This window comes from Leisingera sp. CC-HEC093 (assembly GCF_059429195.1).
This window is the reverse complement of record NZ_JCAIJR010000001.1, coordinates 1,993,817-2,020,454: the sequence shown is the minus strand read 5'-3', so window position 1 is coordinate 2,020,454 and position 26,638 is coordinate 1,993,817. Positions and strand designations below refer to the sequence as shown.

The 26,638-nt window shown below is 58.3% G+C and carries 19 protein-coding genes and 4 pseudogenes; 13 read left to right on the top strand and 10 right to left on the bottom strand.

The window, feature by feature from the left end; all coding sequences use genetic code 11:
* Positions 1-201: 201 nt before the first annotated feature.
* The 6 genes and pseudogenes from AC5STB_RS09735 to AC5STB_RS09710 all read left to right on the top strand — a co-directional run.
* Positions 202-411: pseudogene (locus AC5STB_RS09735) on the top strand (IS5/IS1182 family transposase); the annotation flags it as partial.
* An 877-nt stretch (positions 412-1,288) separates the two neighbouring features.
* Positions 1,289-2,290 carry a 3-oxoacyl-ACP synthase III family protein gene (locus AC5STB_RS09730; protein WP_495442707.1) on the top strand — a complete coding sequence of 334 codons (1,002 nt, stop codon included), beginning with the start codon at positions 1,289-1,291 and terminating at the stop codon, positions 2,288-2,290.
* Complete coding sequence (locus tag AC5STB_RS09725) at positions 2,290-3,282, top strand: NAD-dependent epimerase/dehydratase family protein (RefSeq protein WP_495442706.1); 993 nt, start codon at positions 2,290-2,292, stop codon at positions 3,280-3,282. Before AC5STB_RS09730 ends, AC5STB_RS09725 begins: the two co-directional genes overlap by 1 nt.
* The gene (locus tag AC5STB_RS09720; protein ID WP_495442705.1) at positions 3,260-4,081 is read left to right on the top strand and encodes an MBL fold metallo-hydrolase; all 822 of its coding nucleotides are present in this window, start codon (positions 3,260-3,262) and stop codon (positions 4,079-4,081) included. Before AC5STB_RS09725 ends, AC5STB_RS09720 begins: the two co-directional genes overlap by 23 nt.
* Entirely contained in the window at positions 4,074-5,324 is a 1,251-nt protein-coding gene (locus tag AC5STB_RS09715) for a CoF synthetase (RefSeq protein ID WP_495442704.1), read from the top strand. Before AC5STB_RS09720 ends, AC5STB_RS09715 begins: the two co-directional genes overlap by 8 nt.
* Complete coding sequence (locus AC5STB_RS09710; protein WP_495442703.1) at positions 5,321-6,355, top strand: sulfotransferase family protein; 1,035 nt, start codon at positions 5,321-5,323, stop codon at positions 6,353-6,355. Before AC5STB_RS09715 ends, AC5STB_RS09710 begins: the two co-directional genes overlap by 4 nt.
* A 320-nt stretch (positions 6,356-6,675) precedes the next feature.
* Here the strand turns inward: AC5STB_RS09710 and AC5STB_RS09705 are convergent.
* The 4 genes and pseudogenes from AC5STB_RS09705 to AC5STB_RS09690 form a co-directional block, all read right to left on the bottom strand.
* Positions 6,676-7,807: pseudogene (locus AC5STB_RS09705) on the bottom strand (IS3 family transposase).
* Positions 7,808-8,814: 1,007 nt separating this feature from the next.
* Positions 8,815-9,714, bottom strand: coding sequence for an IS3 family transposase (locus tag AC5STB_RS09700; RefSeq protein WP_495442702.1), 900 nt, complete (start codon positions 9,712-9,714; stop codon positions 8,815-8,817).
* 127 nt (positions 9,715-9,841) lie between these two features.
* A pseudogene (locus AC5STB_RS09695) lies at positions 9,842-10,006 on the bottom strand (transposase); the annotation flags it as partial.
* Between the two features lie 214 nt (positions 10,007-10,220).
* Positions 10,221-10,787, bottom strand: a complete 567-nt coding sequence (locus AC5STB_RS09690) for a cupin domain-containing protein (protein WP_052254122.1) — start codon at positions 10,785-10,787, stop codon at positions 10,221-10,223.
* A gap of 144 nt (positions 10,788-10,931) precedes the next feature.
* Here AC5STB_RS09690 and aptA point away from each other — a divergent pair, with 144 nt between their 5' ends.
* The 7 genes from aptA (at position 10,932) to AC5STB_RS09655 (ending at position 18,513) form a co-directional block, all read left to right on the top strand.
* Positions 10,932-12,254, top strand: a complete 1,323-nt coding sequence (aptA, locus tag AC5STB_RS09685) for an omega-aminotransferase AptA (RefSeq protein WP_495442701.1) — start codon at positions 10,932-10,934, stop codon at positions 12,252-12,254.
* 32 nt (positions 12,255-12,286) lie between these two features.
* Positions 12,287-13,798 carry a CoA-acylating methylmalonate-semialdehyde dehydrogenase gene (locus tag AC5STB_RS09680; protein ID WP_495442700.1) on the top strand — a complete coding sequence of 504 codons (1,512 nt, stop codon included), beginning with the start codon at positions 12,287-12,289 and terminating at the stop codon, positions 13,796-13,798.
* Positions 13,799-13,823: 25 nt separating this feature from the next.
* A complete protein-coding gene (ald, locus tag AC5STB_RS09675; RefSeq protein ID WP_495442699.1) occupies positions 13,824-14,939 on the top strand; it encodes an alanine dehydrogenase in 1,116 nt (371 codons plus the stop codon).
* 69 nt (positions 14,940-15,008) lie between these two features.
* Complete coding sequence (gene dctP, locus AC5STB_RS09670; RefSeq protein ID WP_065267967.1) at positions 15,009-16,016, top strand: TRAP transporter substrate-binding protein DctP; 1,008 nt, start codon at positions 15,009-15,011, stop codon at positions 16,014-16,016.
* 68 nt (positions 16,017-16,084) lie between these two features.
* Positions 16,085-16,699 (top strand): TRAP transporter small permease, encoded by a 615-nt coding sequence (locus AC5STB_RS09665; protein ID WP_175392960.1) that lies wholly within the window; start codon positions 16,085-16,087, stop codon positions 16,697-16,699.
* Entirely contained in the window at positions 16,696-17,988 is a 1,293-nt protein-coding gene (locus AC5STB_RS09660) for a TRAP transporter large permease (protein WP_019296089.1), read from the top strand. Before AC5STB_RS09665 ends, AC5STB_RS09660 begins: the two co-directional genes overlap by 4 nt.
* A 114-nt stretch (positions 17,989-18,102) precedes the next feature.
* Entirely contained in the window at positions 18,103-18,513 is a 411-nt protein-coding gene (locus AC5STB_RS09655) for a universal stress protein (RefSeq protein ID WP_065267968.1), read from the top strand.
* A gap of 568 nt (positions 18,514-19,081) precedes the next feature.
* Here AC5STB_RS09655 and AC5STB_RS09650 read toward each other — a convergent pair.
* From AC5STB_RS09650 to AC5STB_RS09625, 6 genes and pseudogenes are all read right to left on the bottom strand, one after another.
* Positions 19,082-19,963 (bottom strand): annotated as a pseudogene (locus tag AC5STB_RS09650) (IS91 family transposase); the annotation flags it as partial.
* A 403-nt stretch (positions 19,964-20,366) separates the two neighbouring features.
* A complete protein-coding gene (locus AC5STB_RS09645; protein ID WP_495442698.1) occupies positions 20,367-22,946 on the bottom strand; it encodes an HWE histidine kinase domain-containing protein in 2,580 nt (859 codons plus the stop codon).
* A complete protein-coding gene (locus AC5STB_RS09640; RefSeq protein ID WP_495442697.1) occupies positions 22,943-23,497 on the bottom strand; it encodes a biliverdin-producing heme oxygenase in 555 nt (184 codons plus the stop codon). Before AC5STB_RS09640 ends, AC5STB_RS09645 begins: the two co-directional genes overlap by 4 nt.
* Positions 23,498-23,846: 349 nt before the next feature.
* Positions 23,847-24,167, bottom strand: coding sequence for a hypothetical protein (locus tag AC5STB_RS09635; RefSeq protein ID WP_495442696.1), 321 nt, complete (start codon positions 24,165-24,167; stop codon positions 23,847-23,849).
* Positions 24,168-24,555: 388 nt separating this feature from the next.
* Positions 24,556-25,659, bottom strand: coding sequence for an AI-2E family transporter (locus AC5STB_RS09630; RefSeq protein WP_495442695.1), 1,104 nt, complete (start codon positions 25,657-25,659; stop codon positions 24,556-24,558).
* 773 nt (positions 25,660-26,432) lie between these two features.
* Complete coding sequence (locus AC5STB_RS09625) at positions 26,433-26,600, bottom strand: hypothetical protein (protein ID WP_495442694.1); 168 nt, start codon at positions 26,598-26,600, stop codon at positions 26,433-26,435.
* Positions 26,601-26,638: the final 38 nt, after the last annotated feature.

The window sequence follows — 26,638 nt, the reverse complement described above, 5'->3', positions numbered from 1 at the left end:
ACCGAACCCGCCGGACATTTCCATTTCCTCCAGGGGGGCCGCGAACGTGCAGCGGGTCTGCTGCTGGACGAGTACAACATCAAGGCGCCGTTGCTTCGGGCGCACAGGCGAACGGCCAGCACAGCTCCGCCTAAGGTGATCCCCTCACTGAAGCGGCCCGTCGGTTAGTGTCCACGCACGTGGTGTAATTTCCGCGCCTTCACCCGATACTATGGCCGGGCCTTCTGGAAGCGCTGGACGGGCTATTACGCCCGAAGTCGGATCGAAGCGAAGATGCGCTGCCTGGAAGCCTTCGGAGAACGCATCGCCGCCAGAGACCCCGACCGCCAGACCGCCGATATCCACATCCGCATAGCCCTCATGAACCGTTTCTCGGCCCTCGGCACCGCCGAGATCCAACGCGTGTCATGACGTCAACGGGGGAAGGGGAAGTCACCTCTCACGCGTGGGTAATGCAACAGCGCTCTTCCGAAGTGAAAATCAGGGAAGGCTTCGCCACTGGCGGAACAGGAGGCGCGAGCGGGGATGTTGGAGACACGAAAAAGGAAAGGTTTTGCCTTGCAGGTTCCGCTAAGCCTTTGATTTTAAGCCAGTGGAAAGATCGTGATCGCACCAATCTTTCCTTTTGCGACTCATAGACTTGCCATCGGCTGAAGCGGACCTTTTCGGCCAGCGCCGTTCAAACATGGTCAGGAGCATATTTTGCAATGCAGCCGCCAGGCGCGAGCGTCAGTTCAGCGCAGGAAGCGCCCTTTGCAAAGTCTTGGGGTCTGCAAGCCGGGCGGCGATCCCATGCTGCACGAGCAATGAAAGGAGCAGACCTTCTCCGCGAGCGCAGCCACCAATCATCATCGAACGGGCGGGATGCCGGACAAAGCCGCCTTTTGCTCACGCGGCTATTGCTGGCGCAGCATATGCTCGCAAGTGCGGCAGGTTGGTCGCTGCGATGCAGCCGATGTCGCCAGAACGGTCATTGAAAGCCAATCTGAGGGCGAAAATCCAAGCCGTCCTTTCGCTGCGCAGCTGATCGACAAGCGAGACGCGGACAAACCAGGCTTTTGCCTATGCCGCTATTGCTGACGCAGAAAACACTCGCGGTTGCGGCGCCACACCTTTGACATTGCTGCGCGTTTCCAAACACCAGTCATTCAACTCAACGACTCCTGGCAAAATCCAAGCCGATCCTATACTGCGCCGAAGTCTGATAAGCAGGCCCTTGCGTGGTATGTTGCCTGATCTTAGGTCTTGAAGGAAATATTAAGACGAGAGTTTAGCAAGGGATTGGGATTTGAAGACTTTTCTTCCAGTCGAAATTTCAGGCACAGGGAGTTTTCTGCCCGGCGCGCCGGTGCTGTCTGAGCAGCTTGACAGTGAGTGGGGCCAGGGCCGAGGGGCGCTGTTTGCTCGTACCGCGGTACGGGCGCGGCACTACGCCAGGGACGCAAGCCAGATCGACATGGCGGTTGCGGCGGCAGAGGCGGCGCTGTCGAATGCAGGGATCGTGGCGGGGGATGTGGAGCTGATAATCTCGGCGGCGGCGGTACCTTATCAGACTTTGCCCTCCACCGCGCCGCTTGTGATGCAACGGCTTGGTATTGCCGATGGCGCCGCGGCGGCTTTTGACGTGAACAGCTCATGTACAAGTTTCCTGACTGCGGTGGAGCTTGCGAGTCGTCAGATCGCAGCCGGAGCGGCTGCATGCGCACTGGTGGTTTCGTCCGAGATTGCCTCGCGCGGCCTGCCTTGGCAGGCGCAGCCGGATGTGGCGGCGCTGTTCGGGGATGGCGCTGCAGCAGCTGTTTTGCGGGCGTCACCAGAAGGAAATCGCGGTGTTCAAGCGAGTCTGATGAAGAGCTTCCCCTCACAATATGACGCCTGCGAGATTGGCGCGGGGGGCACCCGGTTTGACTTTCACACCGAGGCAGAGTCTTTTGCCGCGCACAGCCGGTTTCGAATGAACGGCAAGGCGCTCTATGGCGTAACCCTTCGCTATTTTCCCAATTTCGTGACCGAGCTGCTGGAGCGCGCGGGCTGGACGCATAGCGATGTGGATTTAGTTGTGCCTCATCAGGCGAGCCCCCACGCACTTGCGCATATGGCGGCGCAGACGGGTTTCGCGGCAGAGAAGATTGTCGACATGGCGGCTGATCTAGGCAATCAGATCGCGGCCTCGCTGCCGACGGTGCTTGATATCGCGCTGCGTGCAGGGCGTGCGGAACGGGGCAGCAAGGTCCTGATGCTGGGTACCTCAGCCGGGGTGTCGTTCAGCGGGCTAGCGGTTCAGCTGTGATGCGGGTTCTGGTAACTGGTGCGACCGGCTTTCTGGGCGGGCACCTTTGCACTTATCTGCAGGCGTGGGGCTTTGAAGTGCTGGCCACCGGCCGGTCCCGGGCGGGGTGCGATGCACTGCGGGCGCGAGGCCTGCCTGTGGTGGAGGCGGATCTGAGCGCGCCTTTGGATAGGTCTCCGTTTCCCAATCTGGACGCTGTGGTGCATGCGGCGGCGTTGTCGGCGCCTGCAGGTCGGGCCGCGGTTTTTGACGCGGCCAATGTGGGGGCCACCCGAAATGTAGTCGCTCTGGCACAGAAGATTGGGGTGCGGCGGTTCGTGAATATCTCATCACCCTCGGTCGCTTTTGCGTTGCGTGACCAGGTCTGCCAGCGCGAGGACGCACCGCTGCCGCGCCCTTTCAACCATTACGCCCGTACCAAGGCAGAGGCCGAGAGTATTGTACTTGCCTCAAAAGATGTCGGCCCGCTGAGTCTGCGGCCACGGGGGATTTATGGTCCTGGCGATAAGCACCTGCTGCCACGTCTGCTTGAAGCCGCCGGACGCCATCCCTTGCCACTTTTTCGCGGGGGGCGCGGAGCGATTGATCTAACGCATGTCGATGACGTGTGTCGCGCGATTGGGGCGGGGTTGCTTGCGGGACCTGAGGTCGAGGGCGAGGTTTTCAATATTTCAGGTGGGGAGGTCCTGCCAGTGCGCGAAATAATTGATCAAGCCTGCGCGCGGGCCGGGATCACACCACGCTGGCGCAAGATGCCACTACGGCTGATGCTGATGCTCGCACGAGGGTTTGAAGGTGCGCATCTGCTGCTGCACCGCCCCGGAGAGCCGAGCGTGACTGCCTATGGTCTGGCGCTCCTGGCCTTTGAACAGAGCCTTGATTTGCGGAAAGCGGCGCGCATGCTAAATTGGCGGCCCAAGGTTGATTTTGCAGCAGGGCTTGAGAGTGTTTTCTCATGGAGAGGGCCGGATGCGGTTGGTCTTTGCCAATAGCGCCTGGGTCCGCGGGCCAGAGTGGGCGGTGCGTCCTGGCGGGGGCCTGCGCCGGCTGGCGATGCCGGTGCGCTATGGGCTAGTGTTGCACCCGGATTGGGGGCCAGTGCTGATTGACACTGGCTACAGCGAGGCAGTCACAGTGGGGCCGCGCAGTTTTGGTCTGCGGTTCTATGCCGGGCTGCTACGACCCCGTTTAAACCGGGAACAATCGATTGAGAGGGTTCTGGCGCGTTTTGGTTACCAGCCTTCGGAGGTGCGACGGATTGTGTTGACGCATTTTCATGCGGATCATGTCTCGGCGCTGCGGGCGTTTCCTGACGCAGACGTTGTGGGAGACCTGACGGCGTTACAGGCGGTTCGGGCGCGTGGGGCGTTTGGCAACCTCCGTCATGGGGTGTTCGCCGAACTTTTGCCTGACGATCTGGAGGCCCGATTTGTAGATGTCAAAGCCTTGCCGCGCATTGAGGCACCGTATTGTCTTGGGCCCGGGCATGATCTCTTTGGCGACGGGCAGCTGATTGCCGTGCCGCTGCCCGGTCATGCAGAGGGGCATTTTGGCTTGTGTTTCCCCGCACTTGATCCCTGTCTGCTCTATGCTTGTGATGTGCAGTGGAACCTGGGCGCGCTGGATACTCCAGAACGCCGCGCACCGCTAGCACACGTCGTGCCCGAGGACGCGCAGGCTGCCCGGGCTAGCACTCGGCGATTGGCAGCGTTTCGCGCCTCAGGTGGCCAGGTGTTGTTATGCCATGACCCGCAGGTGCAGTGGCTGGATTGGGGTGCGGTTGATGCATGACCTCTGGCATCTGGGGCGGGCCTTTGCTCTGACGCGCCGGCGCAACCGCCTGCCGCGTTCGCGGTTCAATACGTGGCAAACCCGCTCTTTGCAGCGTTGGCTGAGGCGCGACGTGCCGCAGGTTGATTTCTATGGCCGCGTGGCGCGGCTTGAGAGTCTGCCAGTCATCGATAAATCTCTGATGATGGCGAATTTCGCCGCCTTCAACCGGGATCGGATCTCGGCTGTAGAGGGATGGCAAGCCTTTGATGCGGCCGGCGGCCCCTGTGATTATCGCGGCCTGGGATTGGGGGCGAGCACTGGGACCAGTGGCAACCGGGCACTCTATCTCGTGAGCCGTGCCGAGCGGCTGCGTTGGCTGGGAGTGATGCTTGCAAAAGCGTTGCCGAGATTCCCTTTTGAGGTTGAGCGGGTTGCGGTGATTTTGCCGCAGTCCTCAGGCCTTTATGAGACTGCAGCACAGGCGCGTCGTCTGAAGCTCGCGTTCTTTGATCTGCGAGAGGGACTCGAGAGCTGGGGCGCGGAGCTGGCTGCGTTTAAACCGAGCTGTATCGTTGCGCCGCCGCGTGTGCTGCGTGCCCTGGCAGATGCTGATCTAGAGTTGGTGCCGAGTAGGATTTTTTCCAGCGCCGAGACGCTTGACCCTGTGGACCGCGCCGTGGTCGAGGCTCGATACGGTCTGCAACTGGGGCAGATCTATATGGCGACTGAGGGGCTTTTTGCGGTGACCTGCGAACACGGACACCTGCATCTGGCCGAGGATACGGTGTATTTTGAGTTCGAGTCGGCAGGTGAAGGCCTCGTGAATCCGGTCGTCTCGTGTTTCCAGCGACAGTTCCAGATCATGGCGCGCTATCGGATGAATGATCTGCTGCGGCTCTCGGATGCGCCCTGCGTCTGTGGTTCCCCCCTGCGGGTGATCGAAGAGATTGTGGGGCGCTGCGATGATACGTTTGATTTTCAGGGCGTGCTGCTGACGCCGGATGTGCTGCGAAATGCTGTGCTCGGGACGGATCGTGCGATCACGGATTTTCGCATCCGTCGGGTGGGCGTGCGTGCGGTGGAGCTGTTGCTGCCGCCTGCCCATCACGACGCACTTTCGCCCGCCCGTCACGCACTGGCGGCATATATCGCAGGGCGTGTGCCAGGGATTACTGTGACGGCACGGCTTGAGCCGCTCAGCCCCGACCCCCTGCACAAGTTGCGCAGGGTCGAAAACCTTTTGCACGGAGAGATCGCATGAAGGGCGCGTTTCTGGTGAATGCTTCGCGCAGCGGCTCGACCATGATGTCGGCCATGTTGAAACACCATCCCGGGGTGCTGAGCCTGTCCGAGCTTATGACCACCCAAGGGGCACGCGCGTTGTTGCCGGGAGAGCTCTCGGGCGCGGCCTTTTGGCGGCAGATGGCACGGCCCAGCTGGCTGATGCGGAACCTCGCAAACCCCGAGGCTGCCCCGCGCGAGTTCCTGTATCACCATGTCAAAGGGCGGTTTGATCCCTTCATGTGTCCGCCGCTCTTGGCCGTGACCCTGCCACATCTGTTTGAACACCCCGATGGGGTGTTTGATGGCCTGCGCGGGCAGGTTTCGGTGCTGCCCCGTCAAAGCCGCGCGGATCACTACCGGGCGCTGGCGGGTATGCTGGCACATGAGGTCGGCGGACGCGAGATTTGGCTTGAGCGCTCAGGCGGGACACTGATGGCCACGGGCGCGCTCGCGCGCTCCTTTCCCGAGGCTAAATTCGTGCTACTCCTGCGCGATGGGCGCGATGTCGTTCTGTCGATGCAAAAATACAAACCGGCACGATTTGTGGTCTGGATCTGGAAACAGGCGCAGCGGTTTGGTGTCGATCTGTTTAGAGAGGGATCGCAGATCGGTTCGGCGGCCTGGATCGCTTGGTTGGAGGCCTTGAGCGCGCGTGCTCTACCGGTGCAGCGGATTTTGAACACGACGCCCGCAGTCAAAGATGTGGCGACCTGTTGGTCAGCTTTGATGCACAGCGGGCTACAACAGTTCGGAACACTTGCTCCTGAACGCCGGCTGGTCCTCCGTTACGAGAATGTTGTCTCTGCACCGCGAGGGGAACTCACTCGGCTTTGCGACTTTCTGGGGCTTCAAAAGGATGCACCCTGGCTGGAGACCGTGGTTCAGTTGCCAAAGAACTTCCCGCCGCGTTATTTGTCGTTGTCGCAAGCTGAGCAGGACGAATTGTGCCGGTTGACGCAAAAAGGACGTCAGTTAGAAGCAGCGTGTATCCCGACCGAATTTGGTTAGGACGTGCTGCCCACGGTCACCCCGCTATGGCTGAGCTTGGGCGCTACTCGTAGCGCGCCGAAGGCAACATTCCCTAGACACGACATTTAACTGATTGACGTCATTGTCCTTGCCAACGCGAGCGGCAGGTTCGTGCGCAACCCTGCACCTTGATCCTTTCATCCGCGCCACGAGGTGCCTGGAAGTCCGGTTTGATCTCTGCGTCGCAGAAAAGACAATCGCGCATCCGCAGAAGAAATTGTTCAGCGAGCACGCATAGCGAGAAAGTCCAAGATGCAAGTTGGGCTGAGCAGCCTCATCTGACTGGTCCAAATTGATTGTTAGTGCATGATTGGTCTGTGTTCCATCGGGATAATGGTTTCCGGGGCTGGTGGGCGATAGCCCAACGCACTGTGGGGTCTCTTCGTGTTGTAGTGCTTTCTCCATTTTTCGATCAGGATCTGTGCTTCGCGCAGGCTATAGAAGATTTCGCCATTAAGCAGTTCATCTCGCATCCGCCCGTTGAAGCTTTCGCAATATCCATTTTCCCAAGGTGACCCTGGCTCGATGTAGGCGGTCTTGGCGCCGACGGCAGTGATCCAGTCCCGAACCGCCTGTGCAACGAACTCAGGGCCATTGTCCGAGCGGATGAAGGCGGGAGCGCCACGCAGGATGAACAGGTCTGTCAGAACATCAATCACGTCTGTCGAGTTCAGCTTGCGCTTCACCTTGATCGCCAGACATTCCCGGCTGTGCTCATCAATGATGTTCAGCGTCCGGAAGACCTTTCCGTCATCTGTCCGACAATGCACGAAGTCGTAGCTCCAGACATGGTTCCGATACGCGGGCCTCAGCCGGACACATGATCCGTCATTCAGCCAGAGCCGCCCTTTCTTCGGTTGTTTTGCTGGAACCTTCAGCCCCTCTCGCCGCCAGAGCCGTTCGACACGGCCATCACTGACCGACCAACCTGCCTCTCTGAGCAAAGCAGCGATCCGACGATAGCCGTAGCGGCCAAACTGTCTGGCCAGTTCGATCATGTCGGCAACCAAACGACCCTCATCTGCAGGGCCTTTCGGGATATGCCTTTGTGTGGAGCGATGCTGCCCAAGAACCCGACAGGCCCTGCGTTCCGATACCTTGAGCTGGCTTCGAACGTGATCGATGCAAGCGCGACGGCGCACGGGGCTTAGAAGTTTCCCCGAGCAGCTTCCTTCAGGATCAATTTATCCAAAGTCAGATCAGATACAGCTCTTCTCAGTTGCTCGTTTTCCTTCTGCAGCCGCTTCAGTTCCTTCAATTGATCTACGCCCATTCCGCCATACTGCTTGCGCCAGCGGTAATAGGTCTGTTCAACAACGCCGATCTGGGTGGCCTGATCGCATCAAGACGGGGCATTCCTTGACCCATCAGAACTTCAACCTGCCGTAACTTCGAGACAATCTCTTCCGGCTTGGGTCGCTTGTTTGCCATTCTCGGTCCTCCGTTTCCTAAACATAGCGCTGGACCAGTTCAGTTGGGGAGGCTCAGTCCTCTCTGGCCGGTTGGTCGACGACAATTTGGCGCTGGAAAATATTCGCTTCACTCATTGCGGCATCCGTATTTGAATCGCTCTAACTAGGATTGTACGGCTAGCCTACTCGACCACGAGAACGAGGACAAAACATATCGACGCTCACGCAGCATATAGGTGGTCCATGTCAGCGCCACGCAACATACTGATTTCAGCGTTGGAGATCGAAGCAATTACTTTCTGAACGGCTGCCTTCCGATGCTTTGTCTGCTGCATCACTACAGCGAACGACAGCTATGTGGGCTGCGACCGCAGAATTTTGTCTTCCGTGTAAGCGGCAGGTTTGTCCGCTCGCGACGTGCTGCACACGCGAAGACCTGGCATGTGATCAAAGAACGCTAAGGGCTCTTTTGGCACCTTCGCTGCCTACCGCATGAACGTTCGTTTTCTGGGTTTGGGTCAGAAATCTGACAAGAAGGTCAGCTTTGCTTGGCATTCGACATTTGTGTCGGGCGACACATAGTTTTTCCTTTTTGGGGAACTTGGGCGTTTGATTTTAAAGGGAAATATTTTCATCCGACGCAGCAAAGTTACCTTTAGCGACTCATAGATTTTCCTTCGGATGAAGCAGACATTCATGCCGCGCGCGGCGAAATCGGGCTTCGAGCCCACACCGGACCTGTCAGAATTGTGCTGCACGTGCAAAGTGGAAGAATTTTTCTGCGCTGGCATGGTAAACCGGCCTGCGGTGCAGCGGAGATCTCGGCCATTCACGCCGGGTGCAGCGAAGTTGAAACCGTGAAACTGCACAACGCGCGCAAAGCTGCCATTGGCCGAAGCAAGTCCGGAGCAAAGCCGCCGTTCGCCCCGCCTATAGCCGCCGCGGTGCAGCTTGGTCAGACAGCTGTTCCTGTGCCACGCAGCATCTGGAGTTCGTCCCGCTTTCCGGACAGATTGATTCTTGACCCTATGCTGCGCTTTTCCAAGTCATGGTTTTGTATGCTTGCGCTGGGGTTTGGTAGCCTATGGCGGAGTGCCGGCGCTGGCGATTGTAGAAGACCTCAATGTATTCGAAGATCGCCGCCTTTGCCTGGGCGCGCGTTTTGAAGCGCTCCCGATGAACCAGTTCTTTTTTCAGTGATGCGAAGAAACTTTCCACTGGAGCGTTGTCCAGGCATTCGCCGGTTCGGCTCATGGATTGTGTGATGCGTGCCGCCCCGAGCAATTTGCGGTATTCTCCGCCTGCGTATTGCACGCCGCGATCTGAATGATGAATGAGCCCTGGAACCGGTCCACGGCGCCCCAGAGCCATGTTCAGGGTATCACCGCACAGTTCGGATCGCAGATGATCGTCCATTGCCCAGCCCACGATTTCACGCGTGGCCATGTCTTTGATGGCGGCGGCATAGAGCCATCCTTCGTCCGTATCGACGTAAGTAATGTCAGCCAGCCAAACCTGGTTCGGGGTTGTACAATCGAACCGTTGTTCCAGCAGATTTGGCGACGGTTTGAGGCTGTGATTGCTGTCTGTGGTGCGCGGCTTTCGGTGCTTGCACAGGCGCGGCGTGACATTGTTTTCCCGCATTATTCTGGCCACGCGCCGCTCCGAAACGTCCTCGCCATCGGCTTTCAGATCCTGATGGACCCGCTTTGAACCATACCGTTTTTTGCTTTGAGAAAACGCCTCTTTAATCTTTGGAAGCAACTCGGCGTCCCGGCCGGTACGCAGCTTTTGCCGCTGATCCCGGGCAGGTTGTGACTGGACAAAGCCGTAAAACCAGCTGCGCGCAACACCAACAAGGCGACAGAGCTGAGCGATCGGGTAAACAGTCTTGTGGGCAGCGACGAAAGCACGTTTCGCGTTCATGTCTTCGCTGCCCTTGAGGCAAAAAAGCGGAAGCTTTCTCGAGGATCTCATTTTCCAGCTTCAAGCGTTTGTTTTCCTTCCGCAGACGATCCAGTTCCGCCGCATCCGCCTGTTGCCTGCGCAGTGCCGCCATCGATCCTGCCGCTTCGATCTCCAAGCGCCAGGTCTTCAGCTGGGAAATCGTCACACCCAGTTCCCTGGCCACGCCGGTTTGTGTGGCACCAGGCTTATAAAGCCGGCCAACGGCTGCGGCTTTGAACTCATCCGTGAACGTCCGTCTCGATTGTCCCATTCCATGCTCCTTTCCTGGACAGGGGTAAATTACCCCGATGTCCGGGAACAGGGACGAAGTTCAATCCTCAGAGAACCGGGGCCCAGGCTACGTGACATAGTTAACATTCGGCACAATTCTATGAACTGCCTGAAACCAAAGGTTTGGATACAGGGGCCGGAACCACCTGAAAAAATCATCTTGGAACATCGTTGCCCCGGACACTCGCCCCGGCCTAGAACGATGAAGGCGTACACGCGCTGATGACTTTGCACACCTTGTCCCCGGCGTTGCGGAACCGGTGTGGCAGGATGCTGGAAAAGTAATAAGCGTCTCCTGGGCCAAGAATTCGGGATTGTCCATCTACCGTTACTTCCAGACGCCCCTCAATTACGACCGCACATTCTTCGCCCTCATGCGACAGGGCTCCACGGCCTGAGTCTGCACCGACACCGTACTCTTCAATCAGCATCTGCAGCTTTCGATTCCGACGCTCACCCGCGACCAGCAGGTAGGACACGCCCGGCGACCCCAGGTCCCGCATGCCGCTGTGAGGAAAGAAAAAGTTGTCCTCGTTCTTCAGTTCGAAGCTGAAGAAAAAGCCCAGGTTAACATCAACACCTGCGAGAATTTTCTTGAGCAGAGCCACTGAAGGCTGGGTTGATCCGCTCTCGATCTGGGAAATCGTACCGCTTCCCACCCCCGCGCGCTTGGCCATCTCGCGTTGGCTGAGACCTTTTGAGGTTCGAATCAATCGCAGGCGCCTTGCGGTTTCCAGATCGGGTGCCGAAGAGTCGCCCATTGTGATTTCCTGCTTCTGATCGAAAGCACCTTAGGCTGGCCCGATCAGTTTTTCAATGACTTACACATTCCTACAAAGCCGGGTGTGCGAAAAGCTGAAACTTTGCAAGTATCTCTCATCAAATAATAATCTGCCTTGTGAGGAATGGACATGCCCGTTCAGTCAAATACCATGTCGTCTTTCTGGATGCCGTTTTCGGCCAATCGTGATTTCCTTCGCGAGCCCCGCATGGTCCAGTCTGCCGAAGGGATGTATTACACCAGCTCGGACGGCCGCCGGATTATGGACGGCACCGCGGGGTTGTGGTGCGTTAATGCAGGCCATCGTGATCCGCTGATTGTAGAGGCAGTGCAGAAGCAGGTTCACGAGCTGGACTACGCTCCGAATTTCCAGTTTGCCCACCCACAGGCGTTCGAGCTGGCGGGTAAGCTGACGGCGATGATGCCCGAGGGGATGAGCCATGCGTTCTTTACCAACTCGGGGTCCGAGTCGGTCGACACCGCGCTCAAGATTGCGCTGCATTACCACCGGATGCGCGGCGACAGCGCCCGCACACGTCTGATCGGGCGCGAACGCGGTTACCATGGCACCGGCTTCGGCGGCATCTCGGTCGGGGGCATCGTGAAAAACCGCATGCATTTCGGCACTCTCCTGACCGGTACCGATCACCTTCGTCATACTCATGATCTGGAAAAGAACGCATTCACCCGCGGCTGCCCCGCGCATGGCGCCGAACTGGCCGATGATCTGGAGCGCATCGTTGCGCTGCACGATGCCTCGACCATCGCGGCCGTCATCGTCGAGCCGATGGCAGGGTCCACCGGAGTGCTGCTGCCGCCCAAGGGGTATCTGCAACGGCTGCGCGAGATCTGTGACCGGCATGGCATCCTGCTTATCTTTGACGAGGTCATCACCGCCTTCGGCCGGCTGGGTGCATCGACCGCGTCGGAATACTTCGGCGTTACTCCGGACATCATCACCACCGCCAAAGGGCTAACAAACGGCGTCATCCCGATGGGCGCGGTCATCGTGTCCGACGCGATCTACAATTCCGCCATGGAAAATGCAGACGCGTCGATCGAATTGTTCCACGGCTACACCTACTCGGCCAACCCGGTGTCCTGCGCAGCCGCACTGGCGGCGCTGGAAAGCTACGAACAGAACGACCTGTTCCGCCGCGCCGCTCTGCTGTCGCAACCGTGGGAGGATCAGCTCCACAGCCTGAGGGATCTGCCCAATGTCATCGACATCCGGAACCTGGGGCTGGTCGGCGCCATCGAACTGGCGCCGCGCGAAGGCGCGCCGGGCGAGCGGGCCTATGAGGCGATGAAACGCGCCTGGGACGCTGGGATCATGATCCGGGTAACCGGCGACATCATCGCACTTTCTCCGCCGCTGATCATCTCGGAACCTGAAATCAACACGCTTGTTCAGACACTTGGCAAAGTTCTGGCTGAGCTTCCGTGACCTCTCCCCTCTAAATCCAAAGGACTGCAATCATGAAAGATGCTGCCCCGATCGCTTCGATCGGCCACTATATCTGTGGCCAAAACACAGCTCCCGACGGCGAAAACACCCAGGCTGTCTACAACCCTGCAACCGGCGAACACACCGGCGATGTGTCCCTGGCAACCGTCGAAACCGTGAACGCTGCGGTCGCCGCGGCCAAGGCGGCCTTTCCTGCGTGGTCGAACACGCCGCCGATCCGCCGGGCCCGGCTGATGAACAATTTCCTGGCGCTGGTGCGTCAGCACAAGGACGACCTGGCCCGCGCCATCACTGTCGAGCACGGCAAGGTCTTCACCGATGCTCAGGGCGAGGTCGAGCGCGGCATTGATATCATCGAGTTTGCCTGCGGCATCCCGCAGCTCCTTAAGGGTGATTACACGGAGCAGGTGTCCACCGGCATGGACAACTGGACCACACGCCAGGCCCTGGGCGTCGTGGCCGGGATCACGCCCTTCAATTTCCCGGTCATGGTGCCGATGTGGATGTTCCCGATCGCCATCGCCGCAGGCAATACCTTCATTCTGAAACCGTCGCCGACCGATCCTTCGGCTTCGCTGCTCTATGCCGACCTGATGAAACAGGCAGGCTTCCCCGATGGCGTGTTCAACGTCGTTCAGGGCGACAAGGTGGCCGTGGATGCGCTGCTTGAAAATGACGATGTCAAGGCTGTGTCCTTTGTCGGCTCGACCCCGATTGCCAACTACATCTACGAAGTCGGCGCCCGCCACGGCAAGCGCGTCCAGGCCCTGGGCGGGGCCAAGAACCACATGCTGGTGATGCCTGATGCCGACATGAACAAGGCCGCCGACGCGTTGATCGGTGCAGCCTATGGCTCGGCCGGAGAGCGCTGCATGGCCATCTCGGTTGCTCTGCTGGTTGGCGATGCCGCGGACAAGCTGATGCCGGTGCTGAAAGAACGCGCCGAGACCCTGAAGATCAAGAACGGTCTCGAACTGGACGCAGAAATGGGCCCGATCGTCACCGCCGCCGCGCGCGACCGGATCAAGGGCTACATTGATAGCGGCGTCGAAGAAGGCGCCGACCTTCTGGTCGATGGCCGCGGCTACACCGTCGAAGGGCACGAAGGCGGCTATTTCCTGGGCGGCACCCTGTTCGACCACGTCACCCCGGACATGAAGATTTACCGCGAAGAGATCTTTGGCCCGGTTCTGGCCTGTGTCCGCGTGCCGAACTTTGCCGAAGGCCTGCAGCTGATCAACGACCACGAGTTCGGCAACGGCGTGTCGCTGTTCACCCGGGACGGCAACGTCGCGCGTGAGTTCGGCAAACAGGTTCAGGTCGGCATGGTCGGCGTCAACGTTCCGATCCCGGTGCCGATGGCGTGGCATGGCTTTGGCGGCTGGAAAAAGAGCCTGTTCGGCGACATGCACGCCTATGGCGAAGAGGGCGTCCGTTTCTACACCAAGCAGAAATCCATCATGCAGCGCTGGCCTGAAAGCATCTCGGAAGGTGCTGAATTCGTCATGCCAACGGCCAAGTGAGCCTCTTTTTCCTGGAGTGAAGACAATGTACATCGGTGTACCCAAGGAAATCAAAAACCACGAATACCGCGTCGGGCTGACGCCCGAGAGCGTGGCTGAGCTGATCACGAACGGTCATGCGGTGCTGGTCGAAACCGGTGCGGGCCTGGGCATTGGCGCGGATGACGATGCTTATCGTGCTGCTGGTGCGGAGATCGCAACAAACGCAGCCGAGGTGTTTGCCCACGCCGAAATGATCGTAAAGGTGAAGGAGCCGCAAGCAGCGGAGCGTGCGATGCTGCGCGAGGGGCAGATCCTCTATACCTATCTGCACCTGGCTCCAGATCCGGAGCAGACCAAAGATCTGGTGAACTCTGGCGCGGTCTGCATCGCCTATGAAACAGTAACGGACGACAATGGCGGTCTGCCGCTCCTGAAGCCGATGAGCCAGGTTGCAGGCCGGATGTCGATCCAGGCCGGTGCCGGTGCCCTGGAAAAGGCCCAGGGCGGGCGCGGGGTTCTCCTGGGCGGTGTGCCTGGGGTGAAGCCCGGCAAGGTTGTTGTCATCGGCGGCGGTGTTGTCGGTTTCAACGCGGCGCAGATGGCCGTTGGCCTGCACGCTGACGTCACCATTCTGGACCGTAACCCGGCCGTTCTGGAAAAGCTCGAAAACCATTTTGAGGCATCCGCCAAGGTGGTTTACTCAACCCAGGCCGCGCTGGAGGAAGAGGTTTCCAATGCCGACCTCGTGATCGGGGCGGTTCTGATTCCCGGCGCCGCCGCACCCAAGCTTGTTTCGCGTGATTTGATTGCGAAAATGAAACCCGGTGCAGTGGTCGTGGATGTTGCCATTGACCAGGGCGGCTGCTTTGCGACCTCCAAGGCAACGACACACGCAGACCCGACCTATGCCGTTGATGATGTTGTGCATTACTGCGTCGCCAATATGCCCGGCGCGGTGGCCCGGACTTCGACCTATGCGCTGAACAACGTGACCCTGCCGCATGCCATCGCCATTGCGAACAAGGGCTGGCAGCAAGCGCTGGCCGACAACCATCACCTGCTGAATGGCCTGAACGTGGCCTACGGCGAGGTGACCTGCAAGGCTGTGGCCGATGACCTCGGATACGGCTTCGAGGATCCCAGAAATTTGCTGACTTAAGCAAATCCGCGCCCGCAACAGCATACCGCTGTGCGGGCGTTATTCGTCAAACAGGAGGAGAACTACCCGATGAGTTTCAACAAGATTACCAAAGGTCTGGCCGCTGGCGCGCTGAGCACTCTGATGTCGACCGCGGCTTTCGCCGAAGACATGACCCTGCGTTTTGCAGGCGTGTTCCCGATCGACCACCAGGGCACAAAAATGATGGAACAGGTTGCCGCAGATGTTGCAGCAGCCAATGTTGGCCTGAAGATCGACGTGTTCCCTGCAAACCAGCTCGGTTCCGGTGAAGCCTTGTTCGAAGATGTCGCCCGCGGCAACATCGATCTGGCTTCCGCTTTTATCTACGCCGACACCGATCCGCGCCTTGAGTTCCTGTCCATGCCGTTCCTGCTTGGAGGATGGGATGACATGGAAAATACGCTGCTCAACATGGATTCCGAGTTCAACACCATCCTGCAGGAGATCACCGACGAATATGGCGTCCGGGTGATGGCTCAGAACCCTGAAGGGTTCATCGGCATCGTTGCTTCGCAAGAGCCTCAGAACTGGAGCAGCTTTGAAGACAAAGGCATGAACATTCGTGTCTGGTCGTCCAGCGTTGTGAAGTCGATGGTTGAAGAACTGGGCTACCAGGCAACAACCATGGCATGGGGGGACATCTTCCCCGCGCTTCAAGCCGGTATCGTCGATGGTGCGATCTGCTGCACCAAAACCGCGACCTACTCCATCTTCGCCAAGTCGGATGTCGGCACCCACTTCGTCGAGTACAACTCGATCTCCGAACTGACAACGTTCTATGCATCGCAGCGGACGCTGGACAAGCTGAATGACGCACAGCGTGACGCGCTGCAGGCAGCCCTGACCAAAGCGTCGAATGATTTCTTCAGCTACAACCGCGAAAACGACGAGGTTTTCGGTCAGAAGCTGCTTGATAAGGGCTACACCATCCTTCGCCTGAACGATGAAGAACAGGCTGCGATGGCCGCGCATGTTCAGGAAACGGTCTGGCCGCAGATGGCAAAAAGCGTTGGTCAGGACATCATCGACCGCCTGCTGGCAGCCAAGAACAACTGATCAGGAAAAGGGCCGGCAGACCAGCTGGCCCTTTTTTGTTCTTGAGCGAAACAATGGGAGGGAGAAAGATGTCCGTTTCGGTAAGCGAACAACCACCAGCCGCCGGGAACGAAGTTCACGGCATTCGGAACAAAATAACCGACGAATTGCCGGTCATCATTGGCTACCCGATGAAGGCGATCGCATTTGTTATGAGACAGATTGTAATGGTGTCAGGGTTCCTGATGGCATTCACCTTCGGCGCGGTTGTTGTCATCAGATACGGCTTTGGCGGCGATCTTTTCGCGTACGAAGAATGGCTGTTGGGCATTAGCATCGTGGGCTTCTTTGCAGGCGCTGTTCTGGCCTCTGCGCGCAATCTGCATATCAACGCGGATATTCTGGGCATCGTCATCCAAAACCCGCGGATGATCTGGTGGCGCGGGTTCATCGTGCTGACGGTCGAGCTGCTGGTGATCCTGTTTCTCATGTACGCGTGCTATGTCTCGCTGCTTGACGACTTCTCGTTCCCGCGGCTGCGCGCAACCCCTGTGCTGCGCATCCCCTTTGTCACCTGGCGGATCGGAATCATGATCGCCTTTGGCTTCATGGCGATGTTCACCACCGCGTATCTGTACGTGCATATCCGTCAGGGTCTCGGTCTCCCGCTCAAATCAGCTGCTGCCAAGGAGGCTGCAAAATGATCATCACCGGTAGTCTTCTTATCGTCTGCGCCATGCTGCTTCTTGGGGTCAGCGTTTTTGTGGCCTTCGGAGCCGTCCTGATTTTCATTGCCATGGTCGGTGATCAGTCGATCACAGGGTACTTGCCGACGGGTTCCACGGGAATCCGGTCACTGGTTCTGCTGGCCATCCCGCTCTTCATGATTGCGGGTGGCATCATGGAAAAAGGGCGGATCGCGGCGCCCCTGGTTTCACTCGCCGAAATGTTCATCGGCCATATCAAGGGCGGGCTGAGCGCTGCGGGCGTCCTGGCTTGCGGGGTCTTTGGCTCCATTTCCGGCAGCGCCAACGCCACCCTGACCTGCATCGGCGGCATCATGATGCCGCACCTGAAAAAGGCCAACTATCCCGGCGGGCAGTCGGCCGCTCTGATCGTGGCAGCAAGCCCTCTGGGCCTCCTGATCCCGCCAAGCTCGTCGCATATCCTGTATGGCTGGGTGGCACAGCAGCACGTGCTGAAATGCTTTCTGTCCACCGTGATCCCCGCGTTCATCCTGATCACCCTGCTGATCGTCGTGAACCAGTTCATGCTGCGGAAATACGATGGCATTAACCTGACAGAACGCCCCAGGCCTTTTCTGCCCACCTTTGGCCGCCAGGCGCGCCTGGCGGGACCTGCCCTGATGATGCCGCTGATCATTCTGGGGGGGATCTACGGCGGTATCATGACCCCGACCGAAGCCGCCGGTATCGCCGTGGTCTATTCGATCCCGATTGCGATCTACTTCTACCGCGGCCTGACCTGGAAAACGCTGGCTCAGACCATCCAGAATTCCGGCGTCACAATCGGTGTGGTGATGGTCATGATCTTCATGGTGCTGATCGTGTCGGACAACCTGATCTCGCAGGGCGCACCGCAATTGGCCAAAGATCTGGTTTACTCCGTATCTGACAACCCGATTGTGATCCTGCTGATGATCAACATCGTGATGATCCTGATCGGGATGCTGATGGATGATATCTCGGGCCTGCTTCTGGCGACCCCGATCCTGTTGCCCATCGCGCAGAGCACCGGAATGGACCCGATCCATTTTGCTGCCGTGATCGGCGTGAATCTGGGCATGGCTAACATCACACCACCCACGGCGCCGCTTCTCTATCTTGGTGCCCAGGTCTGTGACGAACCGGTCTCGCGCATGCTGTGGCCGACGCTGATCTTCATCATCTTTGCCTGGCTGCCGACGCTGATGCTGACGACCTTTGTCCCGGAACTCGCGCTCTTCCTGCCCGACCTCCTGCTCAGCAAATAAGGGGGCCACCTATTCCTGCGCCCCCCGGACCGGGGGCGCTCCCCTGCCGGCGGCGGATGCCGGACAGGCAGCCGCGAACCTTCAGCCCCAGAAACTGAACACAAGAGGAACACCATGTATAGCAACATACTCGTAGCGCTGTCCCTGGAACATGGCATCAGCGAACAGGCACTCTCCACAGCACGTGCCCTCCTGTCCGAGGGTGGAAAGATCACCGCAGCCCATATTCACGAGCCGCCGAACAAGCAGATCATGTATTATATGGAGCAAAATGTTGTCGAAAAATCCTACCAGAAAGCCCAGGCAAGCCTGGCTGACCGGTTGCAGGGTGAAGCGGATGTGAACTCCGTCATTCTGGAAAGCCAGTCAGCGGGCCGCGCGATAACGGAATATGCCAACAAACACAAAATCGACTGTATCGTCCTTGCCTCGCACAAACCGGGGATGAAGGAGTTCTTTTTGGGCTCGACCGCCGCACTGGTCGTCCGCCACGCTCATTGTTCGGTTCATGTCCTCCGCCTGTAACGGCTTATAACGGCCGCAGATCGAACAGCCAGCCCTGTGCAAATGGTTTGCAGTCAAAGCAGGGTTGGAGCTTACTTAGGAGCGCCGGTTGGACCATTTTGCTGCCACCTGATTTGGGGCAACTAGAAAATGAGTGTGCCTGCGATGCTCACCGGAGCGCTGTCCGCAACTGTCGCATGGTCGTGTCGCGATATTCTGCCCGGTCTTTTGGGGTTGGCCTGAATGAGGACGCTCATGGAAGCGGTCGTTGGAAAAAGCTTGGCCGCCAGAGATACTGTTCGCAGCAATCGCGAAGCGCCTAAACCGGCCATAGGCGCACGAGCAGCTATTTCACACTTCTTCCCGCTCTTTGACGGTCGAGCCCGGTCGCGGCGAAAAGGCGGTTTGGATTTGGCCGAAATTCACACCGATGAAAGACCGCAACTGGGAAATCCGCTGCGTCGCCGCAGACACCCGGCCGCAGGGGCGAAGGCTTTCTGCATCAGCAGTAGCGGCGTGAGCGAAAGGCTGGTTTGTCCCGCGATGTGTGAGTCCGTGACTGGCGTGGCGAACGGCAGCTGACCTTCATCCGATCCCCTCGTTTGATCCTGTAATCCTTCCAGCGGAATGCCACGGTATCTGCATCAGCGCTGACGAGGCGATGGTTCGAGATCGCCACGCGGTGGGTGTATCGGCTGAGATAGGCCAACACAGCTTCGGGCCCGCCGAAGGGCGGTTTCGCATACACCACCCATTCGGTTTTTCGGAACGGGGCCAGCCAGGCAGCAAACGCCTTCACGTCTGTCAGATCGGTGAGATCACCATAGAAGGTGAGTTCTCCCGCTCGATGCAGCGCCATCAGCCCTTCGAGAAACAGGCGCCGAAACAGCCGCGACAATACCCGCACATGCAAAAAGAACCCCGGCTTGCACGCGATCCACCGGGTGCCGTCCGGTGACAGGCCTCCGCCGGGCACGATCATGTGGATGTGGGGATGATGGGTCATCGCCGATCCCCAGGTGTGCAATACGCTGGTCATGCCGACCTGAGCCCCCATGCGTTTTGGGTCGGTCGCGATGGTCATCACCGTTTCAGCCGAGGCGCGGAACAGCAGTCCGTAGACCGCCCGCTTGTTCCAATAGGCGATGTGGGCAATCTCGGCTGGCAGGGTGAAGACCAGATGGAAGTACTCCACGGGTAGCAGGTCCTCGGCCCGCGCCGCCATCCAATCCCTTGCTGCCGGGCCCTGGCACTTCGGACAATGCCGGTTCTTGCAGCTGTTGTACGCGATGTGATGGTGGCCACACTTGGAGCAGGCTGCCACATGCCCGCCAAGCGCCTCGGTTCGGCAGGCTTCAATTGAAGACATGACCTTGAGCTGCGCGAGACTCAGACGCCCTGCATTTGCCCGCCGGTAGACAGGTCCATGAACTCGAAAGATGTCAGCAATCTCCAGCGCGTGCGGGGGCACTGCGCAGCGGGCAAACCGGTCATTTATGTTTGTCGCGGCGAAGATGAACCAGGCAGTTTACAGTTCGCGGACAAAGCCGACTTTCTCTGCGACTGCGCGATTGTCCTTTGTGGACTTCGCCGGTTCACCAGCACCACACCGCTCAGCAGTAACAGCATTGGCCCATCGGGCAAGAACTGTAGTCACACCGCGGCCTGAGATTTCGTTTCATCCCGTGACGTTTCCTTTGAATCATCTGAAATCCTCCACTAACTGCATCTGAGTGTGGCGTGCGCGCTGCCAACTTATTGAAGGCAGCTTTGATCAGCTTCAGGATCGCTATGCAAACGCCCGTAAACGCAGGGGATTGATGTGCAACTACCCAGGGCAGAAACGCAATACGCGCAGTTCCCTGCCATTGCTATTACTTGCCTAGGCATACCTCCAGCGCGCGCAGTACGGTTTCCTTGCCGTAGGGCTTGCTGATCAGGAGCACATTTTGGAAGGCCGCCGGGATATCGGCGTGGTCGCCGTAGCCGCTGGCAAAGGCGATTGCATGCCCGCACTCATGCAGCTCTTGCGCCAGGTCGAAACTGGTATGGTCGCCGAGGTTGATGTCCAGAAGCACGAAGTCGAAGTCCTGACTGTTCACTTCCATCTTGGCTTGGTCCGCGGTAGAGGCAAGCACGATGCGGCTGACGCCAAGTTCTTCGAAAATGGCTTCTGCCCCCATGGCGATGACCAGGTTGTCTTCTAAGATCAGTACCGAGTGTGGAAGGTTGGGACAGGACACATCAGCCCTTCTCTCTTCCGTCTGTATGGCATCGTCAGAGCGGGCTGCTGTCACATAGGCAGCAGGGATTTCAAACTCGGCTTGGACACCGGATAGCTTGTAGCTGATCTGTGCAGACCCGTTCAGCTCGTGAGGGATCGACCGCTCAACGATGGTCGAGCCGAACCCCCGCCGCTTTGGTGCCTGAACCGGGGGGCCGCCGTGTTCAACCCAAGCAATTTTCCGGCCGCCGGATGGCGTGGGAGAGATTGTAACACCAACACTGCCGCGGTTGTCAGAGAGAGCGCCGTATTTCGCCGCGTTGGTCACCATTTCATGCATAACCAAGGCCACTGCGGTAAATGCAGCGGGGGCGAGCATGAAGTCGTCACCCTCAAATTTCACCCGGTCCATTTTCTGCAGCAGGTAACTTTCCATTTCCGTCTTCATCAGGCGAATGAAGGAGGAAGCAGACCAGTTATCGCTGGTGATTTGATCGTGGGCTCGCGCGAGAGCATGAACCCGGCTGTCCAGCACTTCCATGTATTCGGCAGCCGAACGCTCGCCAGACTTTGACTGCGCGATCAGCCCCTTCACAAGGCCGAGGATATTCCGCACCCGGTGGTTCAGTTCAGCGATAAGCAGTTCCTGGTGTTCCTGAGAAGCGGCCCGTTCCTTTTCCGCCTCACCTGTCAGCCGAAGGACAATTTCCAGAAGGGTCAGCCGCAGTTGGCCGACGGCGACAAGGGTGGCAGGCTGCCAGTGCTCGCTCTCCCCCTCAACCAGTGACTGCCAGGCTGCGAAGCTGCCGCGAGGCGTCAGACGGATGCCATTTGTCCCTGTTGTGACCGGTTTGTCAGGATCTCCTGCCCAGGATACGGACTTCACCACTTCCCGGCGAAAAAAAACGATATAGTCGCGCGGTGAGCGTGAGATGGGAACGGCAAGGATGCCCGCGGCCCGGTCCGCGAATTGCGCAGCCTCCGGCAGAGATGCGGAGAGATTGTGGGCCGCGAAAATGGTATTGGCGCTGGTCCGGTTCAGAAGCTTGACGATTTGACCGAATTCATCCGGCGTCGGCGTGCTGCCCTCAAGATGCACGGCCCCGTTCAGCATCACTCCAAACCCGTCGGCAGCAATAAACTCTGAAAACTCCTGCAGCATCGGAACCATCTGCGGCAACGGGGCATCAGTCGTCGACATCGTACTGGTGAAGCGGGATGTCAGCGCCTGCACCTTCCGTTCGGTCGTGCTGTCCTCTTCGCTGAGCTTGCTCGTAAGAAGCAACGAGAATATCTGTCCGAAAAGTTCGGCCGCGCCCCGTTTGGAATGGGACAGTGCCATCGGCGTCTGGTGATGGCAGGCAAACAGCCCCCAAAGCTTGCCGTTCACGATGATCGAGATCGACATGGAGGCTGCGACCCCCATGTTGCGCAGATATTCCAGATGGATCGGCGACACGCTCCTCAGCACGCTTTGCGATAGATCCAGGATATTGCCTTCGGGTGAGACCGCCGGAAAAACCGGGACGCCTTCGTCGGCCGAGTCGGTGATCGTCCGGATCGGGTTGCGCAGGTAGAGGGCGCGCGCTTGTTTGGGAATGTCAGATGCCGGATAGCGGAGGTTAAGAAATGCTTCCAGCCCGGCCGTCTTTGCCTCGGCGATCACCTCGCCGCACCCGTCCGGCAGAAACCGGTAGACCATGACCCGGTCCATCTCGGTCAGGGCGCGCAAATATCTGGCGGCATCTTTGCAGAGCTTGTCCACCCCTTCCGTTTGCGCCAGCCGGGCCATCAGAGAACGCACTGTCGTTATGTCGCTGTCAAAATCTTCCGCCTCCGCGGCGGGCTCAAGTTCCAGGACGATCTGCTCTCCGGATATATGAACCGTAGCGCCCAGAGCCGCGTCTGCATCGCGGAATGTTACCTTCCGGACGCGCTCGGTGCCCTCCCCCCCTTGCAGGAAGGCCAGACGGTTTCGGATATCGTGAACCGACTGGATGTCGAGAAGGGTCTCCAGCGGCTCGCCCACGGCCTCTCTGGCGGAAACGCCTGCGAAGGTCTCCAGATTTTCCGAGGCATGAGAGATCAGCCAGTCGCGGCTCACCGCAATCAGGCAACCCAAGGACTGAATTCTTCCAAGCAGGTGGATGGGTTCCCGGTCGCATGTTGTCAGATCGGCTTGCACCGGCTGCGGCGCACTGTCACCCGGAGTAGAGTGAGCGTTGGTCATTCCGCAATCTCTTTCAGTAGAAATCCGGCGGTTGCCGTATAAAGGTCAAAAACCGAACGGGCAGAGGTGACAGCCTCGCGGCGGCTGGCAGGGCCAAAAGACTGACTGTCGAGCCAGTTTAGATAGGACGGCCAGAGCTGGCTGCCGGATCCGTGCTCCAGGAACGCTGCGGGCACGGCCTCGCTGACAGAAACAACCCGGCGGACAAGGAGTTTGCCGCCAAGCCGGGACCCTTCCAGGACATACAGCACGCCGGCCACTGAAGGCAGGGATGGGCGCAGTTCTATCCCGACAGGGGCGAGCGGCTGGACGGACAGCGCCGCGAGATCACTTTGCAGTGCGCCCCGGCGCTGGCGCACGAGCCAATCCGGCAGCAACGATTCAACACCGCTTCGCTCCAGCCACTGTTCCAGCGGCGGGATCAGGGCAGAATGCAGGCGCAGGAATTCGGCATAGCTGTCCCGGTGCGAAAGATCCCAGCGGGAGACCAGCCGGTCCAACTTCTCATGATCGGCCTGCGTGGCTGCCTTCAATTCTGCTCTAAGCCCCATTCGCCCTCTCTTCTGCAGCGGTTGCCGCGTCATAAGATGGATTAAAGGAAGATTTTTCAAGCTGGTAGGATGATAAAAGGGGTTTTATTGGCTGTTCGCGCAACTGATGGTGTGCCCAAAGACATCGCGGCCGCGTTTTCCTGCTGTGAATTTCTTGGATAGGCCGCGCGTTATGAGGCTGCTGGATAAACATGGTAAGGCCAGTTAGGCCTCCGGAAGTTGCCATACCTTCCGGTTGTGCCAATGGCGTGCAAGGAAGTCATTTGCTCAAATCCGCAGTGCTGGCCGCTTCCGGAGATCTCAACCCGTTGGATGGCGCGGGGCTGGCCGCTTCACCTTCTAAGTCCAGCTAGCGGAAGCTCAAGCCTTCGGGTATGGTTTTCAGCAGTCCAAGGATCCTATCTTTCTCTCTGGCCTTCATTGGTTGTTCATCCAGGATCTGAAGCATCCATTCTTGATGGACCGGGCTTCTATTAATCACACTCGCCGCCGCATCCCGAGCTACAGTCAAGCGCTTTTCGCGGTCCAATGCTAGTTTCAAGCCAAAGAGCACGCCTGCGCGATGGCTGAATTTTTTACATGAGGCCTCTGTTAAGGCATCCCGGTAATCTGCGAGCGCTTTTCTGGTTTGCTGCTCAGCCGAGTGGATAAAGCTCTTCAGTTCGATCATAACACGCACCTCAGGGCAGCTTGAGAAGTTGAACGTGATTGACGGTGAACTGTTAATCTACATGAGTCGCTATGTGCGGCAAAGAAGTTTCGGTTATCTGCAGGCTAGGCAGTTGCCGCTTCCAAACGGTCATTTTGGGGGGGTACCTTTACGGGTCGTGACGGTTGTTCGAGTGTTCGCCTGTGGTCCTTTTCTGAAAATTTCTTCCGCGGGAGCGTAAAGGGCCGCGATTTTGCGGGTTAACCAGCGCCACTTTTTGGGAAGCGGCATGTCGCGTGGCTGCCGCTTCCTTCCATGGCAAGAAATCATCTTACCGCCGACGCCAACATCCGTTCGTCCCCAGCATTTTTACGAGCCTCGTCGGCTATCGTCATGTTTTGCTGCATTGCTATTTCCCGGGGCCCGATAAAAACTCCCCGAATGGCTTCAACGTATCAATATGGCTGCACAGAACCCTAAACGTCACCAAAAGCGGGACAGCCATAATCATCCCCATGACCGACCAGAGCCACGCCCAGAAGGCCACCGAGATCAGGATAACAACCGTATTGAGACTGAGGTGCCGCCCAACAAGCCATGGCGTTATAAGCTGTCCTTCGACAGCGGTAAGGGCAAAGTAGGCGACGGCAACAATCAGCGCGTCGGAAAGTGTAGGGAGCGTGATCAGCGCAACTCCAAACGACACAACCACACCAATGATAGCCCCGACAAACGGCACGAAATTCAAAACGAACGCCAGCAAGCCAAAGGCCAGAGGATTGGGCATTCCCAGCATCGCAAGCGAGATACCAACGGCCAACCCAAGGCCGGCGTTGACGCAAGTGATGGCCAGAAGGTACCGGGAAACCTCTTGTTCGACGTCGTACGCTATCTGAATAGCACGTTTCTTGTCTGCAAAACTGGGCATCACGTTCACCAATCGTTCGTAGAACAAACTCCCGGAAGCCAATATGAAGAACATGAGTATAAGAACGAAAACCGTCTGGGCCACGATCAATGGAGCACCAACTGCCACTGTGGTGAGTGGGCCGCTGCTATCATCAATCACGACTTCGACCGGCTGATCTTCGCTGGATGCGGCACCAGCAGCAGCCTCTTCAATCCGCCTGTCAGCTTCGGCAACGGCCGCCGCCACACCAGATATGTCTTTGAGCTTCCGCTCCACCTCCAGCGCCATATGTGGCGCCTCCTCGACCCATTTCGACACTGGAATTGCCAGTATTGCTGTTGTCGTGAGCAAGCCGACCACTAACCCCAGCATTATGCCTGCTGCGGTGACGGGCTCAGGAACACCCCGGCGCCTCATCCAGCGGCAAGGGCCGGTGAAAACAAGTGCTAAAAGGAAGGCCAGGATTACAGGGACCACAAATGCCCGCGCGATCGCGAGCGCCGAAACTACCGCAACCAAGGCAATTACGACAATTGCGGCACCAACAACACGGTTGCTGGCATTGCCGGTTGCGGCAACTACGGGGGACTCCGGCGCGTTCACCGGAACGCCCTCCGCCTCATTCATTTCAAAGCACGAAACTTACGATCGCTACAACTATGACAACTAATCCGACTAAGTAGATGATGCGGTGCATGTTCGCCTCCCCTTACTATTTTACTGTTTCTGTATCCAACGCAGGATAGGCGTCCTGCAAATCTCGCTCGCAAAGCGCTTTCAGATATTGCGCTCTTCAAGAAGACGGTAGATCACCATCCCATTTTTGCAAGAAAACAACCTCCAGCTGCCGTCTCCCTGCAGCTCACGCCCTTTTCGCAACAGCGGTGGCGTCCTTCGCGACTTCTAGCCGACCGCCGTGAAGCGTTTGCTCCCATTCTTCACGCCCGGGTGGGAAGCCGAGCGGTGAACTATGAGGCCAGCCGTATCGATCATTTGGCCGTTGCCTCGCGATGGGCATCTCAAACCTCATTTGTCTCTTGGCAAAGGCGCCACAGTCATCGTTCCGCCGTTTCCGGCGGTTGCTCTGAATTATTAGCTGCCTTGGTTCTAATGAGCCGAATTCTTCCGTAAGCGCAGCGCTTCAAAACGCGCCATTGTTTTCAAGTGAGATAGTCCGGTGGAGGGGACGTCCGGCATGGGCGGAAGTATGGCCAGTGGGCTTTGCAACCAAGCTGTGAGGATTACAATGAATGCATCTCTATGCACGGAAAGGTCTGACATGTTCACCTGTCAGCATGCGTGCCGAGAAATTCGCTGCAATACGAGGTTTAATTGCTTCAGAGCCTATTTCGCAGAGTGCAAGGAGCGCTGCAGGCTCACTTTTGCTTCTCGCCTTTCTCGACGGTATTTTCTTCTTTCTCGGTGTGGTCTGCGGCGGCGTGATCAGGTTCGCCCTTCTCGCCTGGGCGGTTTTTCAGCGGATGGTGCTGGTCAGATCCCTTCAGACCGTCGATCACCTTGTAGCTCGGCTGCTGCTTTGTCATGGCACTAACCTTTCAAGTTATGTTTGAGATCGTGGCGG